14 protein-coding genes are annotated in these 16,147 nt (G+C 61.8%); 8 read left to right on the top strand and 6 right to left on the bottom strand.

From position 1 onward, the window contains the following. Nucleotides 1-30: 30 nt before the first annotated feature. The 3 genes from O4H31_RS08190 (at nt 31) to O4H31_RS08200 (ending at nt 2,681) form a co-directional block, all read left to right on the top strand. The gene (locus tag O4H31_RS08190; protein WP_269344630.1) at nt 31-915 is read left to right on the top strand and encodes a PfkB family carbohydrate kinase; all 885 of its coding nucleotides are present in this window, start codon (nt 31-33) and stop codon (nt 913-915) included. Then, on the top strand, nt 912-1,844 hold the full coding sequence (locus tag O4H31_RS08195) for a pseudouridine-5'-phosphate glycosidase (RefSeq protein WP_269344632.1): 933 nt from the start codon (nt 912-914) through the stop codon (nt 1,842-1,844). The genes O4H31_RS08190 and O4H31_RS08195 overlap by 4 nt, the downstream gene beginning before the upstream one ends. Nucleotides 1,845-1,928: 84 nt before the next feature. Next, a complete protein-coding gene (locus O4H31_RS08200) occupies nt 1,929-2,681 on the top strand; it encodes a DUF502 domain-containing protein (RefSeq protein WP_269344635.1) in 753 nt (250 codons plus the stop codon). Here the strand turns inward: O4H31_RS08200 and O4H31_RS08205 are convergent. Both O4H31_RS08205 and O4H31_RS08210 read right to left on the bottom strand, forming a co-directional pair. Then, the gene (locus O4H31_RS08205) at nt 2,661-3,695 is read right to left on the bottom strand and encodes a patatin-like phospholipase family protein (RefSeq protein WP_269344636.1); all 1,035 of its coding nucleotides are present in this window, start codon (nt 3,693-3,695) and stop codon (nt 2,661-2,663) included. The genes O4H31_RS08200 and O4H31_RS08205 overlap by 21 nt on opposite strands. Nucleotides 3,696-3,700: 5 nt before the next feature. Next, the gene (locus O4H31_RS08210) at nt 3,701-4,486 is read right to left on the bottom strand and encodes a 3-hydroxybutyrate dehydrogenase (RefSeq protein ID WP_269344638.1); all 786 of its coding nucleotides are present in this window, start codon (nt 4,484-4,486) and stop codon (nt 3,701-3,703) included. 401 nt (nt 4,487-4,887) lie between these two features. On the opposite strand from O4H31_RS08210, the gene O4H31_RS08215 reads away from it, so the two are divergent. Then, nucleotides 4,888-6,618: an extracellular solute-binding protein gene (locus O4H31_RS08215; protein WP_331283698.1), complete on the top strand. Its 1,731-nt coding sequence runs from the start codon at nt 4,888-4,890 to the stop codon at nt 6,616-6,618. Here the strand turns inward: O4H31_RS08215 and O4H31_RS08220 are convergent. Beyond that, nucleotides 6,607-7,230 carry a helix-turn-helix domain-containing protein gene (locus O4H31_RS08220; RefSeq protein ID WP_093927201.1) on the bottom strand — a complete coding sequence of 208 codons (624 nt, stop codon included), beginning with the start codon at nt 7,228-7,230 and terminating at the stop codon, nt 6,607-6,609. The two genes, O4H31_RS08215 and O4H31_RS08220, sit on opposite strands and share 12 nt — an antisense overlap. A gap of 102 nt (nt 7,231-7,332) precedes the next feature. Between O4H31_RS08220 and O4H31_RS08225 the strand changes: the two genes are divergently transcribed. Together O4H31_RS08225 and O4H31_RS08230 are read left to right on the top strand one after the other, a co-directional pair. Beyond that, on the top strand, nt 7,333-7,977 hold the full coding sequence (locus tag O4H31_RS08225; protein ID WP_269344643.1) for a DsbA family oxidoreductase: 645 nt from the start codon (nt 7,333-7,335) through the stop codon (nt 7,975-7,977). 148 nt (nt 7,978-8,125) lie between these two features. Continuing rightward, nucleotides 8,126-9,331 carry a multidrug effflux MFS transporter gene (locus tag O4H31_RS08230; RefSeq protein ID WP_269345355.1) on the top strand — a complete coding sequence of 402 codons (1,206 nt, stop codon included), beginning with the start codon at nt 8,126-8,128 and terminating at the stop codon, nt 9,329-9,331. A gap of 19 nt (nt 9,332-9,350) precedes the next feature. Here O4H31_RS08230 and mfd read toward each other — a convergent pair whose 3' ends face one another. Both mfd and O4H31_RS08240 read right to left on the bottom strand, forming a co-directional pair. After that, on the bottom strand, nt 9,351-12,821 hold the full coding sequence (gene mfd, locus O4H31_RS08235) for a transcription-repair coupling factor (RefSeq protein WP_269344644.1): 3,471 nt from the start codon (nt 12,819-12,821) through the stop codon (nt 9,351-9,353). A gap of 31 nt (nt 12,822-12,852) precedes the next feature. Further along, nucleotides 12,853-13,380, bottom strand: a complete 528-nt coding sequence (locus O4H31_RS08240; protein WP_269344646.1) for a component of SufBCD complex — start codon at nt 13,378-13,380, stop codon at nt 12,853-12,855. 119 nt (nt 13,381-13,499) lie between these two features. Between O4H31_RS08240 and hemB the strand changes: the two genes are divergently transcribed. Together hemB and O4H31_RS08250 are read left to right on the top strand one after the other, a co-directional pair. Next, nucleotides 13,500-14,504, top strand: coding sequence for a porphobilinogen synthase (hemB, locus tag O4H31_RS08245; protein ID WP_269344648.1), 1,005 nt, complete (start codon nt 13,500-13,502; stop codon nt 14,502-14,504). A gap of 126 nt (nt 14,505-14,630) precedes the next feature. Then, on the top strand, nt 14,631-15,197 hold the full coding sequence (locus O4H31_RS08250) for a YSC84-related protein (protein ID WP_067628155.1): 567 nt from the start codon (nt 14,631-14,633) through the stop codon (nt 15,195-15,197). A 75-nt stretch (nt 15,198-15,272) separates the two neighbouring features. On the opposite strand, the gene O4H31_RS08255 is transcribed toward O4H31_RS08250, so the two are convergent. Beyond that, on the bottom strand, nt 15,273-16,145 hold the full coding sequence (locus O4H31_RS08255; protein WP_269344652.1) for an NAD(P)-dependent oxidoreductase: 873 nt from the start codon (nt 16,143-16,145) through the stop codon (nt 15,273-15,275). Between the last annotated feature and the right edge of the window lie 2 nt (nt 16,146-16,147).

Consider the following 16,147-nt stretch of genomic DNA (forward strand, 5'->3'; position numbering starts at 1 on the left):
GTGGGCAGATTTGGCGGCTAGAAGCGCCGCATGACAAAGACAGCTGACATCCTGTGCATTGGCTCCGTCCTTTGGGACGTGATCGGCCGCTCTGAAAACGCCATGCGCCAAGGCTCTGACATGCCGGGGCGCATCACGCGTTTGCCGGGCGGCGTGGCGCTGAACATCGGCATGGCGCTGGCGCGCTTTGGGTTGACGCCCGCGCTGTTGTCCGCCGTGGGCCGCGATGCAGAGGGGGATGAATTGATCGCCGCCTGTACGCTGCGCGGTCTGATCACCGATCACGTTTACCGCTCAGACGATCTGCCGACTGACCGCTATATGGCCGTCGAAGGCTCGAACGGGTTGATTGCCGCGATTGCCGATGCCCATTCGCTAGAGGCTGCGGGGGATAAAATTCTGCGCCCGCTCGAAGATGGCAGCCTGCCTGCGCCCTATAAAGGCGCCGTGGCGCTGGATGGCAATCTCACTGTCGAATTACTCGCCCGCATGGCGCAAAGCCCGCTACTGGCTGATGCCGATCTGCGCGTCGCCCCCGCCTCGCCCGGCAAAGCGCTGCGGTTGACGCCCTTCCTGAAAGCTGGGCGCGGCACGCTTTATGTGAACCTCGAAGAGGCCGGGCTGCTGTGTCAGGCCAGCTTTGACGATTCCCCCTCCGCCGCCCGCGCCCTGCTGGCCCGCGGCGCGCGCCGTGCCGTGGTGACTGATGGCGGCAACCCCGCCACCGTGGGGCAAGGCGATGATATCATCACCCTCACCCCGCCCTCGGTCCATGTGGCCCGCGTGACGGGCGCAGGCGACACATTCATGGCCGCCCATGTGGCTGCCGAACTTGGCGGGGCCGTCGCGCAACCCGCCCTCAAGGCCGCACTCGACGCTGCTGCCCTTTACGTTTCCGGAGAGACCAAGATATGACAACCGCCCCTTCCGCCCTGCCCCTCACCTTCAGCGCCGAAGTGGCCAAGGCCCGCGAGAGCGGCGCTCCGATCGTGGCGTTGGAAAGCACCATCATCACCCACGGCATGCCCTATCCGCAAAACCTCGAAGTGGCGCGGCAGGTTGAGCAGGACATCCGCGATGTCGGGGCCGTGCCCGCCACCATCGCCGTGATCCGGGGCGCGTTGCACATCGGTTTGGACGATGACCAGCTTAGCGATCTGGCGCAGGCCAAAGACGTGGCGAAACTTTCGCGCGCCGATATGGCCGTCTGCATCGCGTCGGGCGGCACAGGGGCCACCACCGTCGCCGCCACCATGATCGCCGCTAATCTTGCAGGCATCGAAGTCTTTGCCACGGGCGGCATCGGCGGCGTGCACAAAGGCGCGGAGGAGAGCTTTGACATTTCCGCCGATCTGATGGAACTGGCACAGACCCCCGTGACGGTGATTGCGGCGGGCGCAAAGGCGATCCTCGACGTGCCGAAAACGCTGGAAGTGCTGGAAACCCAAGGCGTGCCGGTCATCACCGTTGGTCAAGACAGCTTCCCCGCCTTCTGGAGCGCGGGATCCGATTTGCAGTCGCCGCTGCGTCTCGATGACGCGGGCGCGATTGCCAAAGCCCACCGCACCCGCGCTGCCATGGGTCTCCCCGGCGGTCAACTCGTGGCCAATCCGATCCCGGCGGATGAAGAAATCCCCGCCGCCGAACTGGCTCCGATCATCGCCCAAGCACAATCTGAGGCTGACGCCCAAGGCGTGCACGGCAAGGGCGTGACCCCGTTCCTCCTCCAGCGCATCTTTGAACTGACCGAGGGCCGCTCGCTGGTCGCCAATATCGCATTGGTGCGCAACAATGCCCGGCTGGGGGCCCAGATCGCCGCAAACCTCGTCAACCTGCCGCGTTAAAGGCGAAAAACACCGTCGAGCCATTGCCGGGCCGGGGCATACGCCTTAGCTATGTTGCGATTAACTCTTCGGAAAACGGCGCAGATGAACACACCTTTTGATCCCGACCCAACGCAGGTCCGGCGCAGCCTTGTCGCAAGGCTGCGCGCGTCTTTCCTGACCGGGTTGGTCGTGATTGCGCCCGTTGGGCTAACCATCTGGCTGATCTGGAGCGTGGTCGGCTGGATCGACGGTTTCGTGCTGCCATTGGTGCCTAAAGCCTACCATCCTGACCGCCTGCTCCAAGATTTCCTTGGCCTCGACCCGTCGATGCAGTTCAATGTCCGCGGCCTTGGGGTCGTGATCTTTTTGATCTTCACCGTCATGGTTGGCTGGGCTGCGAAAGGGCTGATCGGGCGTTCGATGATCCGTTTCGCCGAAAGTCTGGTGGAACGCACCCCCGTGGTGCGGACGATCTATTCCGGCATCAAACAGATTTCCGAGACAATCTTTGCTCAGTCCGAGCGCAGCTTTGAGACCGCCTGCCTGATCGAATACCCCCGGCGCGGCATCTGGGCGCTTGGCTTTATCTCGACCGAAGCCAAGGGAGAGGTCTTGGCCCGGACAAACGCAGGGGGCGAGATGCTCTCGGTCTTTCTGCCGACGACGCCGAACCCGACCTCAGGCTTTCTGCTCTTCCTGCCGCGCGAGGATGTCATCGAGCTCGACATGAGCGTCGAAGACGCGGCGAAGCTGGTGATTTCTGCCGGGTTGGTCTATCCGCCGCGCCCCGGTGCCGATCTGCCCGAGGCGCTAGCCCTGTCGGACCCCGAAGACTCAGCCGAACATCGCGGGTAGATCGACGCTGCTGCGCTGGTTCAGGTCTTCAAAGTGATCCGTCAGGAATTGATCTGCTGCCGCGACACCCGCCTCATGCAACGCCCTGATCACGGCTGGGTTCGGCATCAGCTTGGTGGCCACCGAAAGCTGCGCCATGAGCGCGTCATCGGCGATCATATGCATGTGGACCCGCTTCATCCGCCCCTCGGGAAAGGTGCCATCCGCGATCAGGCGCTGGACGAAATCAATCGCGCGCATTTCTCGCAATAGGCTGGAATTAAAGCTGATTTCATTGATCCGGTTCTGGATTTGCTGGGGCGTTGTCGGCAGGTCTTCACGCTCTAGCGGGTTGATGTTCACCACCACGATGTCTTCGGGCAGGTCATCGCGGAACAGCGGAAACAGCGCCGGGTTGCCAGTGTAACCGCCATCCCAAAACGCTTCGCGTTGGCCGGTCTGAGCGTCGTCAATCTCAATCGCCTTAAATATCGTCGGGAGACATGCCGAGGCCAGCAGCGCGTCGGGGCCGATTTCGTCCCCCTCAAACACCCTGATCTTGCCGTTGCGCACCCGCGTGGCGCAGACAAAGAAGAACGGCGGTTTCTGCGCCCCCACTTTGCCATAGTCGAACCGCGCCACGACATCTTCGAGTGGATTGCGATAGAACGGCCCATAGGCATAAGGCGACACGACCCGCGTCAGCGAGTCTGAGATCGCCATGGGCAGGGAATATTCCATCGCCTGACTGAGCTTATCCAACCCAAAAGGCGCCAGCCAATGCGACATCCGCAGGTCGGAAATGCCCGACACCTGCCCCCAGAGCCAATCAAGGTTCTCTCGCGCGCCCTCGCGCCCGCCCGAGATCATGCCTGATTTCAGCGCCGCACCATTCAGCGCCCCGGCAGAGGTGCCGGAGATGCCGCAGATTTCCAGATCGTCCTGTTGCAACAGCCGATCCAACACCCCCCAAGTGAAAGCGCCATGCGCGCCGCCCCCTTGGAGGGCGAGGTTAATGCGTTTTTTGACCGCCACGGCGCTTACAACGCTGTCCAGCCGCCATCGACGCTGATGGTCGTGCCGGTGATCTGGGCCGCCGCGTCAGAGCACAGGAACGTTGCCGTGCCGCCCATCTGCTCGACGGTGGCGAACTCCCGCGAAGGCTGGCGCGTGAGCATGACCTGTTCGATCACCTCTTCGCGGCTCATGTCGTATTCTTTCATCGTGTCGGGGATCTGTTTTTCGACGATCGGGGTCAGCACATAACCCGGGCAAATCGCGTTGCAGGTGATAGGCTCCTTCGCCGTTTCCAGCGCGGTGGTCTTGCTGAGGCCCACAATCCCATGTTTCGCGGCGATATAGGCGGATTTATAGGGCGAAGCCGTCAGGCCATGCGCCGAGGCGATGTTGATCACCCGCCCCCAGCCCGCCTCGCGCATCATCGGCAGCGCTTCGGCGGTGGTGTGAAAGGCCGATGAAAGGTTAATCGCGATGATCGCATCCCATTTCTCGGCGGGAAACTCAGGGATCGGGGCGACATGCTGGATGCCTGCGTTGTTCACCAAGATGTCACAGGTCCCGGCTTCGGCGATCAAACGCCGACACTCCGCTCCCTTTGACATATCGGCCTTGATGTACCGGGCGGTTACGTTGCATTCCTCGGCCATCTTCTGCGCCAACGCATGATCCGCCTCGTCATCGGTAAAAGAGTTCAACACGATATCGGCCCCGGCCCGCGCCAATTCCCAGGCGATGCCCAGCCCGATTCCAGAATTCGATCCGGTGATGACGGCTGTCTTGCCGGACAGGTCGATTGTGAAAGCCATGGCGCTTCTCCTTGTTCATGCTGCGACTGCATCATGTACTGCGAAGCGAGCAAAGGGAAAGGGTTTGCGCGCGAAACCGCCAAGGGAGGAAACTGGCGAGCGATAGGCCAAAAAAAACGCCCGCACGAGGCGGGCGTAAGTTATTGAGGCAGGTTTCATACAGGCAAGAAACCTATCGAGCAGTGACCTCTGTATACGCCTACTACGGTCACAATCCAAGCTAAAAGTTTGATAAGGCGGGAATCCGCGGGTATGGATTAACTCCAACAAAATAAGGGCAGATCGTGATTGTTTCAAAAATGAGCTGGGATTTTTTCTCGACAGGACGGGGCGTTGCGGCGCTTTCTTCACTGATTCTGCTCTCTGGCGCGGCCTTGGCGGCCCCTCAGCATGGAATCGCCATGTACGGCGACCCAGCCCTGCCCGCCGATTTTGCCGCTCTGCCCTATGTACATCCCGAGGCCCCCAAGGGGGGCGAGATCGTTTTGGGCAATACCGGGGGATTCGACAGCCTTAACCCCTTCGTGCGCAAAGGCACCGCACCTTGGCAGCTGCCGCACTTCACCCATGAGACCTTGATGGGCCGCTCATGGGACGAACCCTTTGCGCTTTATGGGCTGCTGGCCGAAACCATCGAAGTGCCCGACGATCGTTCATGGGTTGAGTTCACCCTGCGCGAAGAAGCGCGATTTTCCGATGGCAGCCCGGTCACGGTCGAGGATGTGATCTTCTCGTTCGACCTTCTGGGCACCGAGGGCCACCCCCGCTACCACGGGCTGCGCCAGCAAATTGATAGTATAGAGCAGACCGGCGCGCGCAGCCTGCGGATGACCTTCAACAGCGACAACCGTGAGCTTGCCTTGCTGGCTGGGATGCGCCCCATTCTCAGCAAAGCGCAATGGGAAGGTCAGGACTTCGCCAATGCCTCTTTGAACGAAATCCCTTTGGGAACTGGCCCTTACGTCATCAGCGACTATCAAGCAGGCCGCCACGTCACGCTAACGCGCAATCCTGACTACTGGGGGGGCGAGGTGCCCTTCCGCCGCGGCACGCATAATTACGATGAGGTCAAAATCGACTTCTACGGCGATGCCAATGTGTTGTTCGAGGCATTTAAAGCTGGCCAAATCTCAGCCGTGCGCGAATTCAACGCCGAGACTTGGGCCACACAATATGACTTCCCGGCGATCAGCCGGGGCGAGGTGGTTAAATCCAGTTTTCCGCACAGCAAACCCTCGGGCATGACGGGCTTTGTGATGAATTCACGCCGCGCGCCGTTTGACGATTGGAGGGTGCGCGACGCGCTGATCTCCGCTTTCAACTTCGAGTACATTAATGAAACGCTGACCGGCGGAGCCCTGCCCAGGATCACCTCGTATTTCTCAAACTCCGACCTTGCCATGCGCGATGGCCCGGCGACGGGCCGGGTCTTTGACCTGCTGGCCGATTACGCCGACACGCTGCCGCCGGGCACGGTGGATGGCTATCGGCTGCCAGTGGCCGATGGCTCTGTCCGCAACCGCGCGGGCATCCGTGCCGCGATGCAGCAGCTTAATGCCGCCGGCTACCAGGCCGAAGGCGGTGTCATGCGCCGCGCGGATGGCACGCCGCTGACATTCACCATCCTTCTGTCCAAAGGCAGCCGTGAAAACCTAGCGATTGCAGAGCTTTACACCCAGGCGCTAAAGCGGCTTGGGATCACGGCGCAGATTGAAACAGTTGATGATGCGCAGTTCGTGGCGCGGCAGAACGAATATGACTTCGACATGACCTTCTTCCGACGCGCCCTATCGCTCAGCCCCGGCACGGAGCAGCGTTTCTATTGGGGGTCAGAGGCCGCCGATCTGCCCGGCACGCGCAACCTCATGGGCGTGCGCTCTCCCGCCGTCGATGCGATGATCGATCAGATGCTGCAAGCGCGTGAGACGGCGGATTTCGTCGCCGCCACCCGCGCGCTGGACCGTATCCTCACCGCTGGGCGCTATGTCATTCCCTTCTGGCAGTTCGACGAGGGGCTGATCGCCCATGACGCGCGCATGGCTTACCCCGACACGATCCCGCTTTACGGCGACGGGCCGAACTTCATGCCCGAAGTCTGGTGGTGGCAACCGGCAGAGGGTTCAGACCAGTGAGGTCACCCAGAGGATCGTCGCATCCTCATCGCTGAGCGAGACGACATTGTGCCCCATGGTGGCGTCGTAATAGGCGCTGTCACCCCGACGCATGTCGACGGGTTCGTAGAACTCGGTAAAGAGCCGCACCATGCCAGTCAGCACATAGAGGAATTCCTCTCCGTCATGGCGCACCCAGCCGTCGAACTCCTCCATCCGGCGCGCGCGGATGCGGGCGCGGTAGGGCAGCATTTGTTTCTTACGCAGGGCGTCAGCCAGCAGAACATGCTCATAGGTGCCGGTGGCCTTGGCCGCGCCCTCTTCGGCGCGGGTCACGGCCATGCGCCCGGTGATCTTCTCCCCCGCAGGCGGCGTAAACAGTTGCGGCACCGTAATCTCCAACCCCACGGCGAGCTTTTTCAGCGCGTCATAGGTGGGCGACATCAGCCCGTTCTCGATCTTGCTAAGCGTGGAGCGCGCCAATCCGGCCTGCCGGGCCGCCTGCTCCAACGTCCAGTTGCGCGCCTTGCGCAACTCGCGCACCCGCGCGCCAAGGTCGACCGGCGGGGCGGTCTCGCTTGCGCCGCTTTCGCGGGCGATCTGGATCATGGAACGGTGCGGCGTCTCTGTCATGGACCTGCTATAGCCGCGCCCAAAGGCGCTTGCAACGCTGCCCGCTTGCGATACCCGCCGCACCCCGCTATGCCCATTGCGCAGCAATAGATGGGGCGCACCATGGCCGAAGCGATCAAACTCGATATCATGTCAGACCCGATCTGCCCGTGGTGCTATATCGGTAAGGCGCATCTGGACCGCGCGTTGCAGGACCATCCCAATCATCCTTTCGCAATTGAATGGCACCCGTTCCAGCTGAACCCCGAGATGCCGCGCGAAGGGATGGACCGCCGTGCGTATCTCGAAGGCAAGTTTGGCGGCAAAGAAGGCGCGGTGAAAGCCTATGCGCCGGTCGTGGAACACGCTGAAAAAGCCGGGCTGAACATCAACTTCGAGGCCATGCAACGCACGCCGAACACGTTGGATGCCCACCGCCTGATCCATTGGGCCGGAATTGAGGGGCGCCAGACTGCCGCCGTCTCCGCCCTTTTCAAAGCCTATTTCGTTGACGCCCGCGACATTGGCGATGCCGAGGTGTTGGCCGACATCGCCGACAGCATCGAAATGGACGCCGCCGTGGTCACCCGCCTACTGAAATCCGACGTCGACGCGCAGGATATTCGCGACCGTGATGCCCATAGCCGCAAGATGGGGGTGAACTCCGTGCCGACGTTCATCATCGCAAATGCCCATGCGGTGCCGGGTGCACAGCCGCCCGAGCTATGGGCGCAGGTCATTGCCGATCTGACCAAACAGCAGAGCTAAACAGGGCGGCAATCATTGCCAAGTTAAGCGTTCTCGATTATCGAGAGCGCAACCACAAGTCATTCCCTGAAGCCTGCCCAGACGGATCCGCCGTTCGGGACAATCGCCGGAGCGCGCGTTCGTGACCACCGAAAATCCAAAATTCTCTATGGGCCGGGTCGAATTCGTGGCCCTCATTGCGATGATGACCGCCACCATCGCCTTTTCCATTGATGCGATGCTACCCGCCCTGCCCGAGATCGCGGCGGAACTCTCGCCCGAGATAGCCCACCGCGCCCCGCTGATCCTCACGTCCTTCGTGCTGGGCATGGGGTTGGGCACATTCTTTAGCGGGCCGTTGTCGGATGCATTCGGGCGGCGCAATGTGGTCTTTGGCGGTGCGGCACTTTATTCGGTTTCGGCCTTCGTGGCATGGATGAGCAACTCACTGGAAGTCATGCTCGTGGCCCGTATCTTTCAGGGGCTCGGCGCTTCTGGCCCTCGCGTGGTGGCCGTGGCGATCATTCGTGACCTTTATGCCGGGCGCGAGATGGCGCGGATCATGTCGGTGGTGATGATGGTCTTCGCATTGGTGCCCGCCATGGCCCCCATGCTGGGCGCGGGGATCATTCACGCGGCGGGCTGGCGGGCGATCTTCATCGCTTTCATGGCGTTTTCAATCATCTCGGTGGTCTGGATGGGCCTGCGCCTGCCCGAAACACTGCCGCGGGAAAACCGTCGGCCCCTGCGTGCGCGGCTGATCATCGGGGCAGTGCGCGAGTTGGTCGGACACCGCACGGTGCGCCTGTCGATCCTCGTGCAATCGCTGGCCTTGGCGATGCTTTTCTCGATGATCATGCTGGTGCAGCCGATCTATGACACCGTCTATGGCCGGGAAGAGAGCTTCCCGCTGTGGTTCGGGGGCATCGCCGTTGTGGCGGCCAGCGCCAGCCTGATCAATGCGCTGCTGGTCGTGCGCTATGGCATGCGCCGATTGGTGAGCATCGCCTTTGGCTTTCAAATCCTGTTGTCAGGGGCCATGTATTTCCTGAACCTCGGCGCCCTGCCCGACCCTTACGGCTTTGCAGCCTTCGTGTTTTTCCAGACCTGCCTGTTCTTCCAAGCGGGGCTGACGCTGGGCAACCTCAATGCCATCGCGATGGAGCCGATGGGCCATATCGCGGGCATGGCCGCGTCGGTCGTGGGGGCAATCTCTACCGTGCTGGCCGCGCTCATCGCCTCGCCCGTGGGGTTGATGTTCGACGGCACGACCAAGCCATTGGCGCTGGCGATGCTGCTCATGGCCAGCGGAGCTTACGCTCTGATGCTCTATATGGGGCGGATGGAAAACCGACAGCCAGTGGCGGCGGAATAACCGCCGCCCGTTCGGGGGCTTAGCCCTTTGCCTTAGCCTTTTTCGCAGTCTTTTCTTTGGCGATCACATGTTCGGCCAAGTCGCGTGCAATGGCAAAGGCGCCTTTGATCTTATCGGCATCCGTCTTCCAATCCCGGCGCACGACGATCTTGTTGTCCTTGACCTTGGCCAGCCCACGCTGGTCTTGGATGAACTTCACCAGCCCCTCGGGTGAGGCGAATTTGTCGTTGTGGAACTGGATCGTCGCGCCCTTCGGCCCGCCATCGAGCTTGGCGATCCCGGCGCGTTTGCACATCGCCTTGATCCGCACCACCAGCATCAGGGTGTTCACCTCCTTTGGCAGCTTGCCAAACCGGTCGATCAATTCGGCGGCAAAGCCTTCGAGTTCCACCTTGGTCGATAGCTCGCTGAGCCGGCGGTAGAGGCCAAGACGCACATCTAGATCAGGCACATAGTCCTCAGGAATGAGCACCGGCACGCCAAGGTTGATCTGCGGCGCCCATTGCTCGTCGGCCTCGCTGAGGCCCTCCATCTCGCCTGCCTTGATCTTGGCAATCGCCTCTTCCAGCATGGACTGGTAAAGCTCAAAGCCCACATCGCGCATCTGGCCGGATTGCTCTTCGCCAAGCAGGTTGCCCGCCCCACGAATATCAAGGTCTTGGCTGGCCAGCGTGAAGCCCGCGCCGAGCGTATCAAGGCTGCCCAACACCCGCAGACGTTTCTGCGCCGTATCCGTCAGCTTCGCGCGCGGCTTGGTGGTCAGATAGGCATAGGCACGGGTTTTCGAGCGGCCCACGCGGCCCCTGATTTGATACAGTTGCGCAAGACCGAACATATCGGCGCGGTGCACGACCATGGTGTTGGCCGTAGGAATATCGAGGCCGGATTCAACGATCGTCGTTGCCAGCAGAACGTCGAATTTGCCATCATAAAAGGCGTTCATCCGGTCATCCAACTCCCCCGGTGCCATCTGACCGTGGGCGACGACGTATGAGAGTTCCGGCAGCTGCGCCTGAAGGAAGTCTTCGATCTCACGCAGATCGCTCAATCGCGGAACGACATAGAAACTCTGCCCGCCCCGGTAGTGCTCACGCAGCAGCGCCTCGCGGATGGTAACCGCGTCGAACTCGCTCACATAGGTGCGGATCGACAGGCGGTCGACGGGCGGCGTACCGATGATCGACAGATCGCGCACGCCCGTCAGCGACAGTTGCAAGGTGCGGGGGATCGGTGTGGCGGTCAGAGTCAGCACGTGGATATCGGTGCGCAGGGATTTAAGCCGTTCCTTGTGGGTCACGCCGAAATGTTGCTCTTCGTCGATCACCAGCAGGCCGAGGTCCTTGAACCGGATGCCTTTGGCCAGCAGCGCATGGGTGCCGATGACAATATCGACCGTTCCCTTGGCCATCCCGTCGCGCGTCGCTGCTGCCTCTTTGGCCGAGACGAAGCGGCTAAGTTGGCGCACTTCGATCGGGAAGCCGCGAAAGCGTTCGGCAAAGCTCTTGCAGTGCTGCCGGGCGAGCAGTGTCGTCGGCGCGATCACCGCCACCTGAACACCCGACATCGCCGCGACAAAGGCCGCGCGCATTGCAACTTCGGTTTTACCAAAGCCCACATCGCCGCAAACCAGACGGTCCATCGGATTGCCGCTGGTCAGATCATCCACCACGTCGGCAATGGCGCGCAGCTGGTCGTCGGTCTCCGTATAGGGAAAACGGGCCGAGAAGGCATCCCACATGCCCGGTGGCGGGTCGAGGACCGGCGCTTTGCGCAGCGCGCGTTCGGCCGCAATGCGGATGAGCTTGTCCGCCATCTCGCGGATACGCTCTTTGAGCTTGGCTTTCTTGGACTGCCACGCCCCGCCGCCGAGCTTGTCCAGCAGCCCTTCGTCATGGCCGTAGCGCGACAGCAATTCAATATTCTCTACCGGCAGGTAAAGCTTTGATTGTTCGGCATATTCCAACACGAGACATTCATGGGCAGCACCTGCGGCGGTGACGACCTCCATTCCGTGATAGCGCCCGATGCCGTGGTCGACATGAACCACCAAATCGCCGGGGCTGAGGCTTTGGGCTTCGGTCAGGAAATTCTCGGCCCGGCGCTTGCGTTTCGGCGCACGGATCAATCGATCGCCCAGCACGTCCTGCTCTGAAATCACCGTCATGCCCGGCGCCTCGAACCCATGCTCCAGCGCCCAGACCGCCAGATGCAGCCCCCGTTTTCCGATGCGGGTGGCGTCCATCACCGGGATCGCCTCGGCCAGACCTTCGTCTTCGATGAGCCCAGTCAGGCGTTCGCGCGCGCCTTCGGAGTAGCTGGCGATCAACACCGGGCCAACTTCAAGCTTTGCTTTAATATGCTTAGCCAATGCCCCGAAAAGGCTTACAGATTCCTGCTGGCGCTCGGGGGCGAAATTGCGCCCGAGCCGGGCCCCTGCGTCCAGCACCCCCGGCCCAGTGGGCTGTGGCAGCGGGTTAAATTGTATCACCCGATGATCCAGCAGCGCTTGGGTCCATGCATCATCGGTCAAGTACAGCCCCTCGGGCGGCGCCGGTTTATAGACGCTGTCCATCTTAGAGCGCGTCTTCATCGCCAGTTTGCGCGTCTCATATTGGTCGGCGATGGTCTCCCACCGGGCAAGGCGCATCGGCGTCAGTTGATCGTCCAGCGTGATCGTGGCCTTGGGCAGATAGTCAAAGAGCGTTTCCAAGTTGTCGTGGAAAAACGCCAGCCAATGTTCCGCACCTTGATGTTTGCGGCCTGCGCTGATCGCCTCGTAGAGCGGATCATCGGTGCCCGCTGCGCCGAATTCGATGCGGTAGTTCTGCCGGAAACGGGTGATCGCCGCGTCGTCAAGGATGACCTCGCTGACCGGGGCGAGCTCCACCAGATCAAGTTTTTCCGTGGTGCGCTGCGTGGCCGGATCAAACCGCCGCGCCCCGTCCAGCACGTCCCCGAAAAGATCAAGCCGCACCGGGCCAAGGTCGCCGGGCGGGTAGATGTCGATGATCCCGCCGCGCACGGCGTAGTCGCCCGGTTCCATCACCGTGGGGCTTTGCACAAAGCCCATGCGCACCAGAAAGGCGCGCAGGGCTTTTTCGTCGATCCGGCTGCCCACGCGCGCCGCAAAGGCGGCGTCACGCAGGGTCTCGCGCGCGGGGATACGTTGGCTGGCCGCGTTCAGCGTCGTCAGCAGGACGAATTGCTGGGGCATCCCATGCACCAGCGCCGCTAGTGTCGCCATCCGCTGCGCCGAGATATCGGCGTTGGGCGACACCCGGTCATAGGGCAGGCAATCCCAGCTCGGGAAGGTGACGACCGGCATATCGGGCGCGTAAAACCGCAACGCGGCCTGCATCGCCGCCATGCGTTTGTCATCGCGCGCCACATGGACCACCGGCTGGCCGCCCTTGGCGATTTCATCAAGAATGGCGCGGGCATCATAGCCTTCGGGAACGCCGGAGAGGGTGATATTACGCGGATCGTTCATCGGGTCTCAATTGGGCCTCACGGGGGGCCTGTCAACCCGCCAGCGGGCCAATGCTTAGATTTTGATACATTCCCCAAAGCGCGGTCACGAAGATCGAGAACATGCCGATGATCTGGGTGTAAAGCCGGTGCCGCATCAGGCGCCGCTGCAACACGTCGCCGGTGGAGCCTTCGATGCGGATCAGCCGCGCGGTCGAGAGGCTCAGCAGCCCGACCAGCGACATGGGGAACCCCAGCAGCAGCAGGGCCTGGGCGAATTCGATGGCATAGACGAACCCCAAAAGCACCAGAGAGGTCAGCACGAAAAAACCCAGCCCCAAGAGCCAAAGCCCCGAGACCTGCGAGATATAGAGCAGCCGGTTCACATTGATCCGCACGATGTCTTCGAGATCGGCCTGCGCCTCGCCGCCATGACGCCGGGCGCGCAGCACCATGTCAAAGGGCACGCCCAGCACCCAATGACTTGCGGTGGACCACATCACAGCCAGCGCGATCCAGAACCAAAGGTTCGAGAAAGAGCGCATGTCAATCATTTCGAAAAGGGTCTGGTACCAGTCCAAGGCGTGCTCGTCCGAAATTTAAGTTCGCATCTCTTAGCGGTCCGGCGCGACAATTCATAGGGTTGAGGCGTTCAAAAATACATGGCAAGCCCATGCCAAGCCATTCTGAGGTAATTTTGATGCAACCCGTCCACGCCCCCTTCCCCGCTACCCGCCTGCGTCGCACCCGTGCCAACGCCGGTATTCGCGCGCTGGTCCGCGAGAATGACCTGCAACTGGGCGATCTGATCTGGCCGGTTTTCGTGCGCGAAGGCGAAGGCGTGGAAGAGCCGATCCCCTCCATGCCCGGGGTCATGCGCCGCTCGGTCGACACGCTGGTCGCGGCGGTGCGCGAGGCGGCCGATCTCGGCATCGGTACGGTCTGTGTCTTTCCCTATACCGGCCCCGAGGACCGGACCGAGGATTGCGCCCGCGCGTGGGATCCGCAAAACGCGACCAACCGCGCCATCGCGGCGATCAAAGAGGCCATGCCGCAGATGGTGGTGATGACCGATGTGGCGCTGGACACCTATAACATCAACGGCCACGACGGTTTTGTCGAAGACGGCATCATCGTGAATGACCGCACTGTCGAGGCGCTGGTCAAGATGGCGCTGGCCCAAGCCGAAGCAGGCGCCGATATCATCGGGCCGTCGGATATGATGGATGGCCGCATCGGCGCGATCCGCGACGCCCTTGAGCAGGCCGGGCATCATGACGTGATGATCCTGAGCTATGCCGCCAAATACGCCAGCGCCTTTTACGGCCCGTTCCGCGATGCGGTGGGTGCCTCTTCGGCCCTGACCGGCGACAAAAAGACCTATCAGATGGATCCCGCCAACAGCGACGAAGCCCTGCGGCTGGTGGCGCGCGACCTGTCGGAAGGCGCGGATATGGTCATGGTCAAACCCGGCATGCCTTATCTGGACATATGCCGCCGCGTGAAAGACACCTTTGGCGCGCCGACCTTCGCCTATCAGGTCTCGGGCGAATACAGCATGATCCGGGGCGCGGCAGACCAAGGGTGGATCGACGGCGAACGCGCGATGATGGAGAGCCTTTTGGCCTTTAAACGCGCAGGTTGTGATGGGGTGCTCACCTACTTTGCCCCCGATGTTGCCCGGCTTTTGGCCAAAAGCGCGTGACCTGAGGGCGTAAATCTGCGCAAAGGGTCCAACCGACATGACAAAGCGCGTGATTATGCGTAATCTCGCGCATAAGTCGGGAAAACCGGCAGCAGGCAACCGATCTTGAACATACAGGCAGAAAAGATGAGCAATCAGACATATAACCGGCGCTTTGTGACTTTGGGCGCCCTTACGGCCCTTGGCGCAACCGCGGCTTGCGGCAACGGCGTCGGCGGACGGGGCGGCGCCATGATCGACGCGCGCGTCGATGCGACCCTGGCCGAAATGTACCGCGGCTATCCCAACACCCGGCAGTTGGCCGAAAAAGCCAATGGCATGCTGGTCATGCCGTTGGTGACCGAAGCGGGCCTTGGCTTTGGCGGCGCTTACGGGCGCGGCGCGTTGCGCGTCAACGACGTGACGGTGGACTACTATTCGGTGACCAAAGCTTCGGGCGGCTTGCAGATCGGCGCGCAGCAATATGCGCATGTGCTGTTCTTCATGACCGAACCTGCCTTGCGCGAATTCCGCAGCTCGCCGGGTTGGGCGGCTGGCGCCGGTCTGGAGTATGTGATCTCCGACAAGGGCGACAGCGTGAGCGCTGACACGACCACCGTCATGGCCCCCGTTCTCGCAGCGGTCTTTGGCCGCGCGGGGCTGCGCATCGGCGCGACGCTGGAAGGCACGAAATACACGCGGATCATCCCCTAACGCAGGGTCGACCGATGGTCTTTGAAGGGCAGCGCCAGTTTTACCCGGCGCTGCCCTTTTTCATGCGCAAACGCCTTAGCCCATAGCGCGCAGGCGTTTAATCAGGCTTGACGTGTCCCAACGTCCGCCGCCTTGCTTTTGCACGTCTTTATAGAACTGATCGACCAGCGCTGTGACCGGCAGGCTGGCCCCTGTCTCATCCGCCGTATCCAGACAGATGCCCAGATCCTTGCGCATCCAATCCACCGCGAAACCGTGGTTGAACTCGTCGTCCAGCATGGTCTCATAGCGGTTCGCCATCTGCCATGACCCGGCGGCGCCTTGGCTGATGACCTCCACCACTGCGCGACCATCAAGCCCGGCTTTTTCGGCGAAGTGCAGCGCCTCAGAGAGCCCCTGCACCACCCCGGCGATGGCGATCTGGTTGCACATTTTGGTCATCTGGCCCGCGCCGCTGTCACCAATGCGGCGGCAAATCTTGGAATAGACCTCCATGATCGGCATCGCCCGGTCAAAGGCGCCCTCATCTCCGCCGCACATGATCGACAATTGGCCGTTTTCCGCTCCTGCCTGACCGCCCGAAATCGGCGCGTCGACAAAGCTCACCTGTGCGTCATCGGCAGTGGCGTAAAGTTCGCGCGTGACGGCCGCTGAAACGGTCGTGTGATCGACAAAGATCGCCCCCGCCGTCATGCCGCCAAAGGCCCCGTCCTCTCCCAAACAGACCGAGCGCAGGTCATCGTCATTGCCCACGCAGGCGATCACGAAATCCGCATCCTTTGCCGCCGCGCGCGGGGTCTTGGCCATGGCGCCGCCATAGGTTTTCACCCAGTCTTCGGCCTTGGCTTCGGTGCGGTTATAGACGGTCACTTCGTGGCCGGCTTTTTGCAGATGCCCCGCCATCGGAGCCCCCATGACCCCCAGTCCCAAAAACGCGAGCTTTGCCATGT

Origin of the sequence: Sulfitobacter dubius (assembly GCF_027214245.1) — a bacterium.
Lineage (GTDB): Bacteria > Pseudomonadota > Alphaproteobacteria > Rhodobacterales > Rhodobacteraceae > Sulfitobacter > Sulfitobacter dubius_A.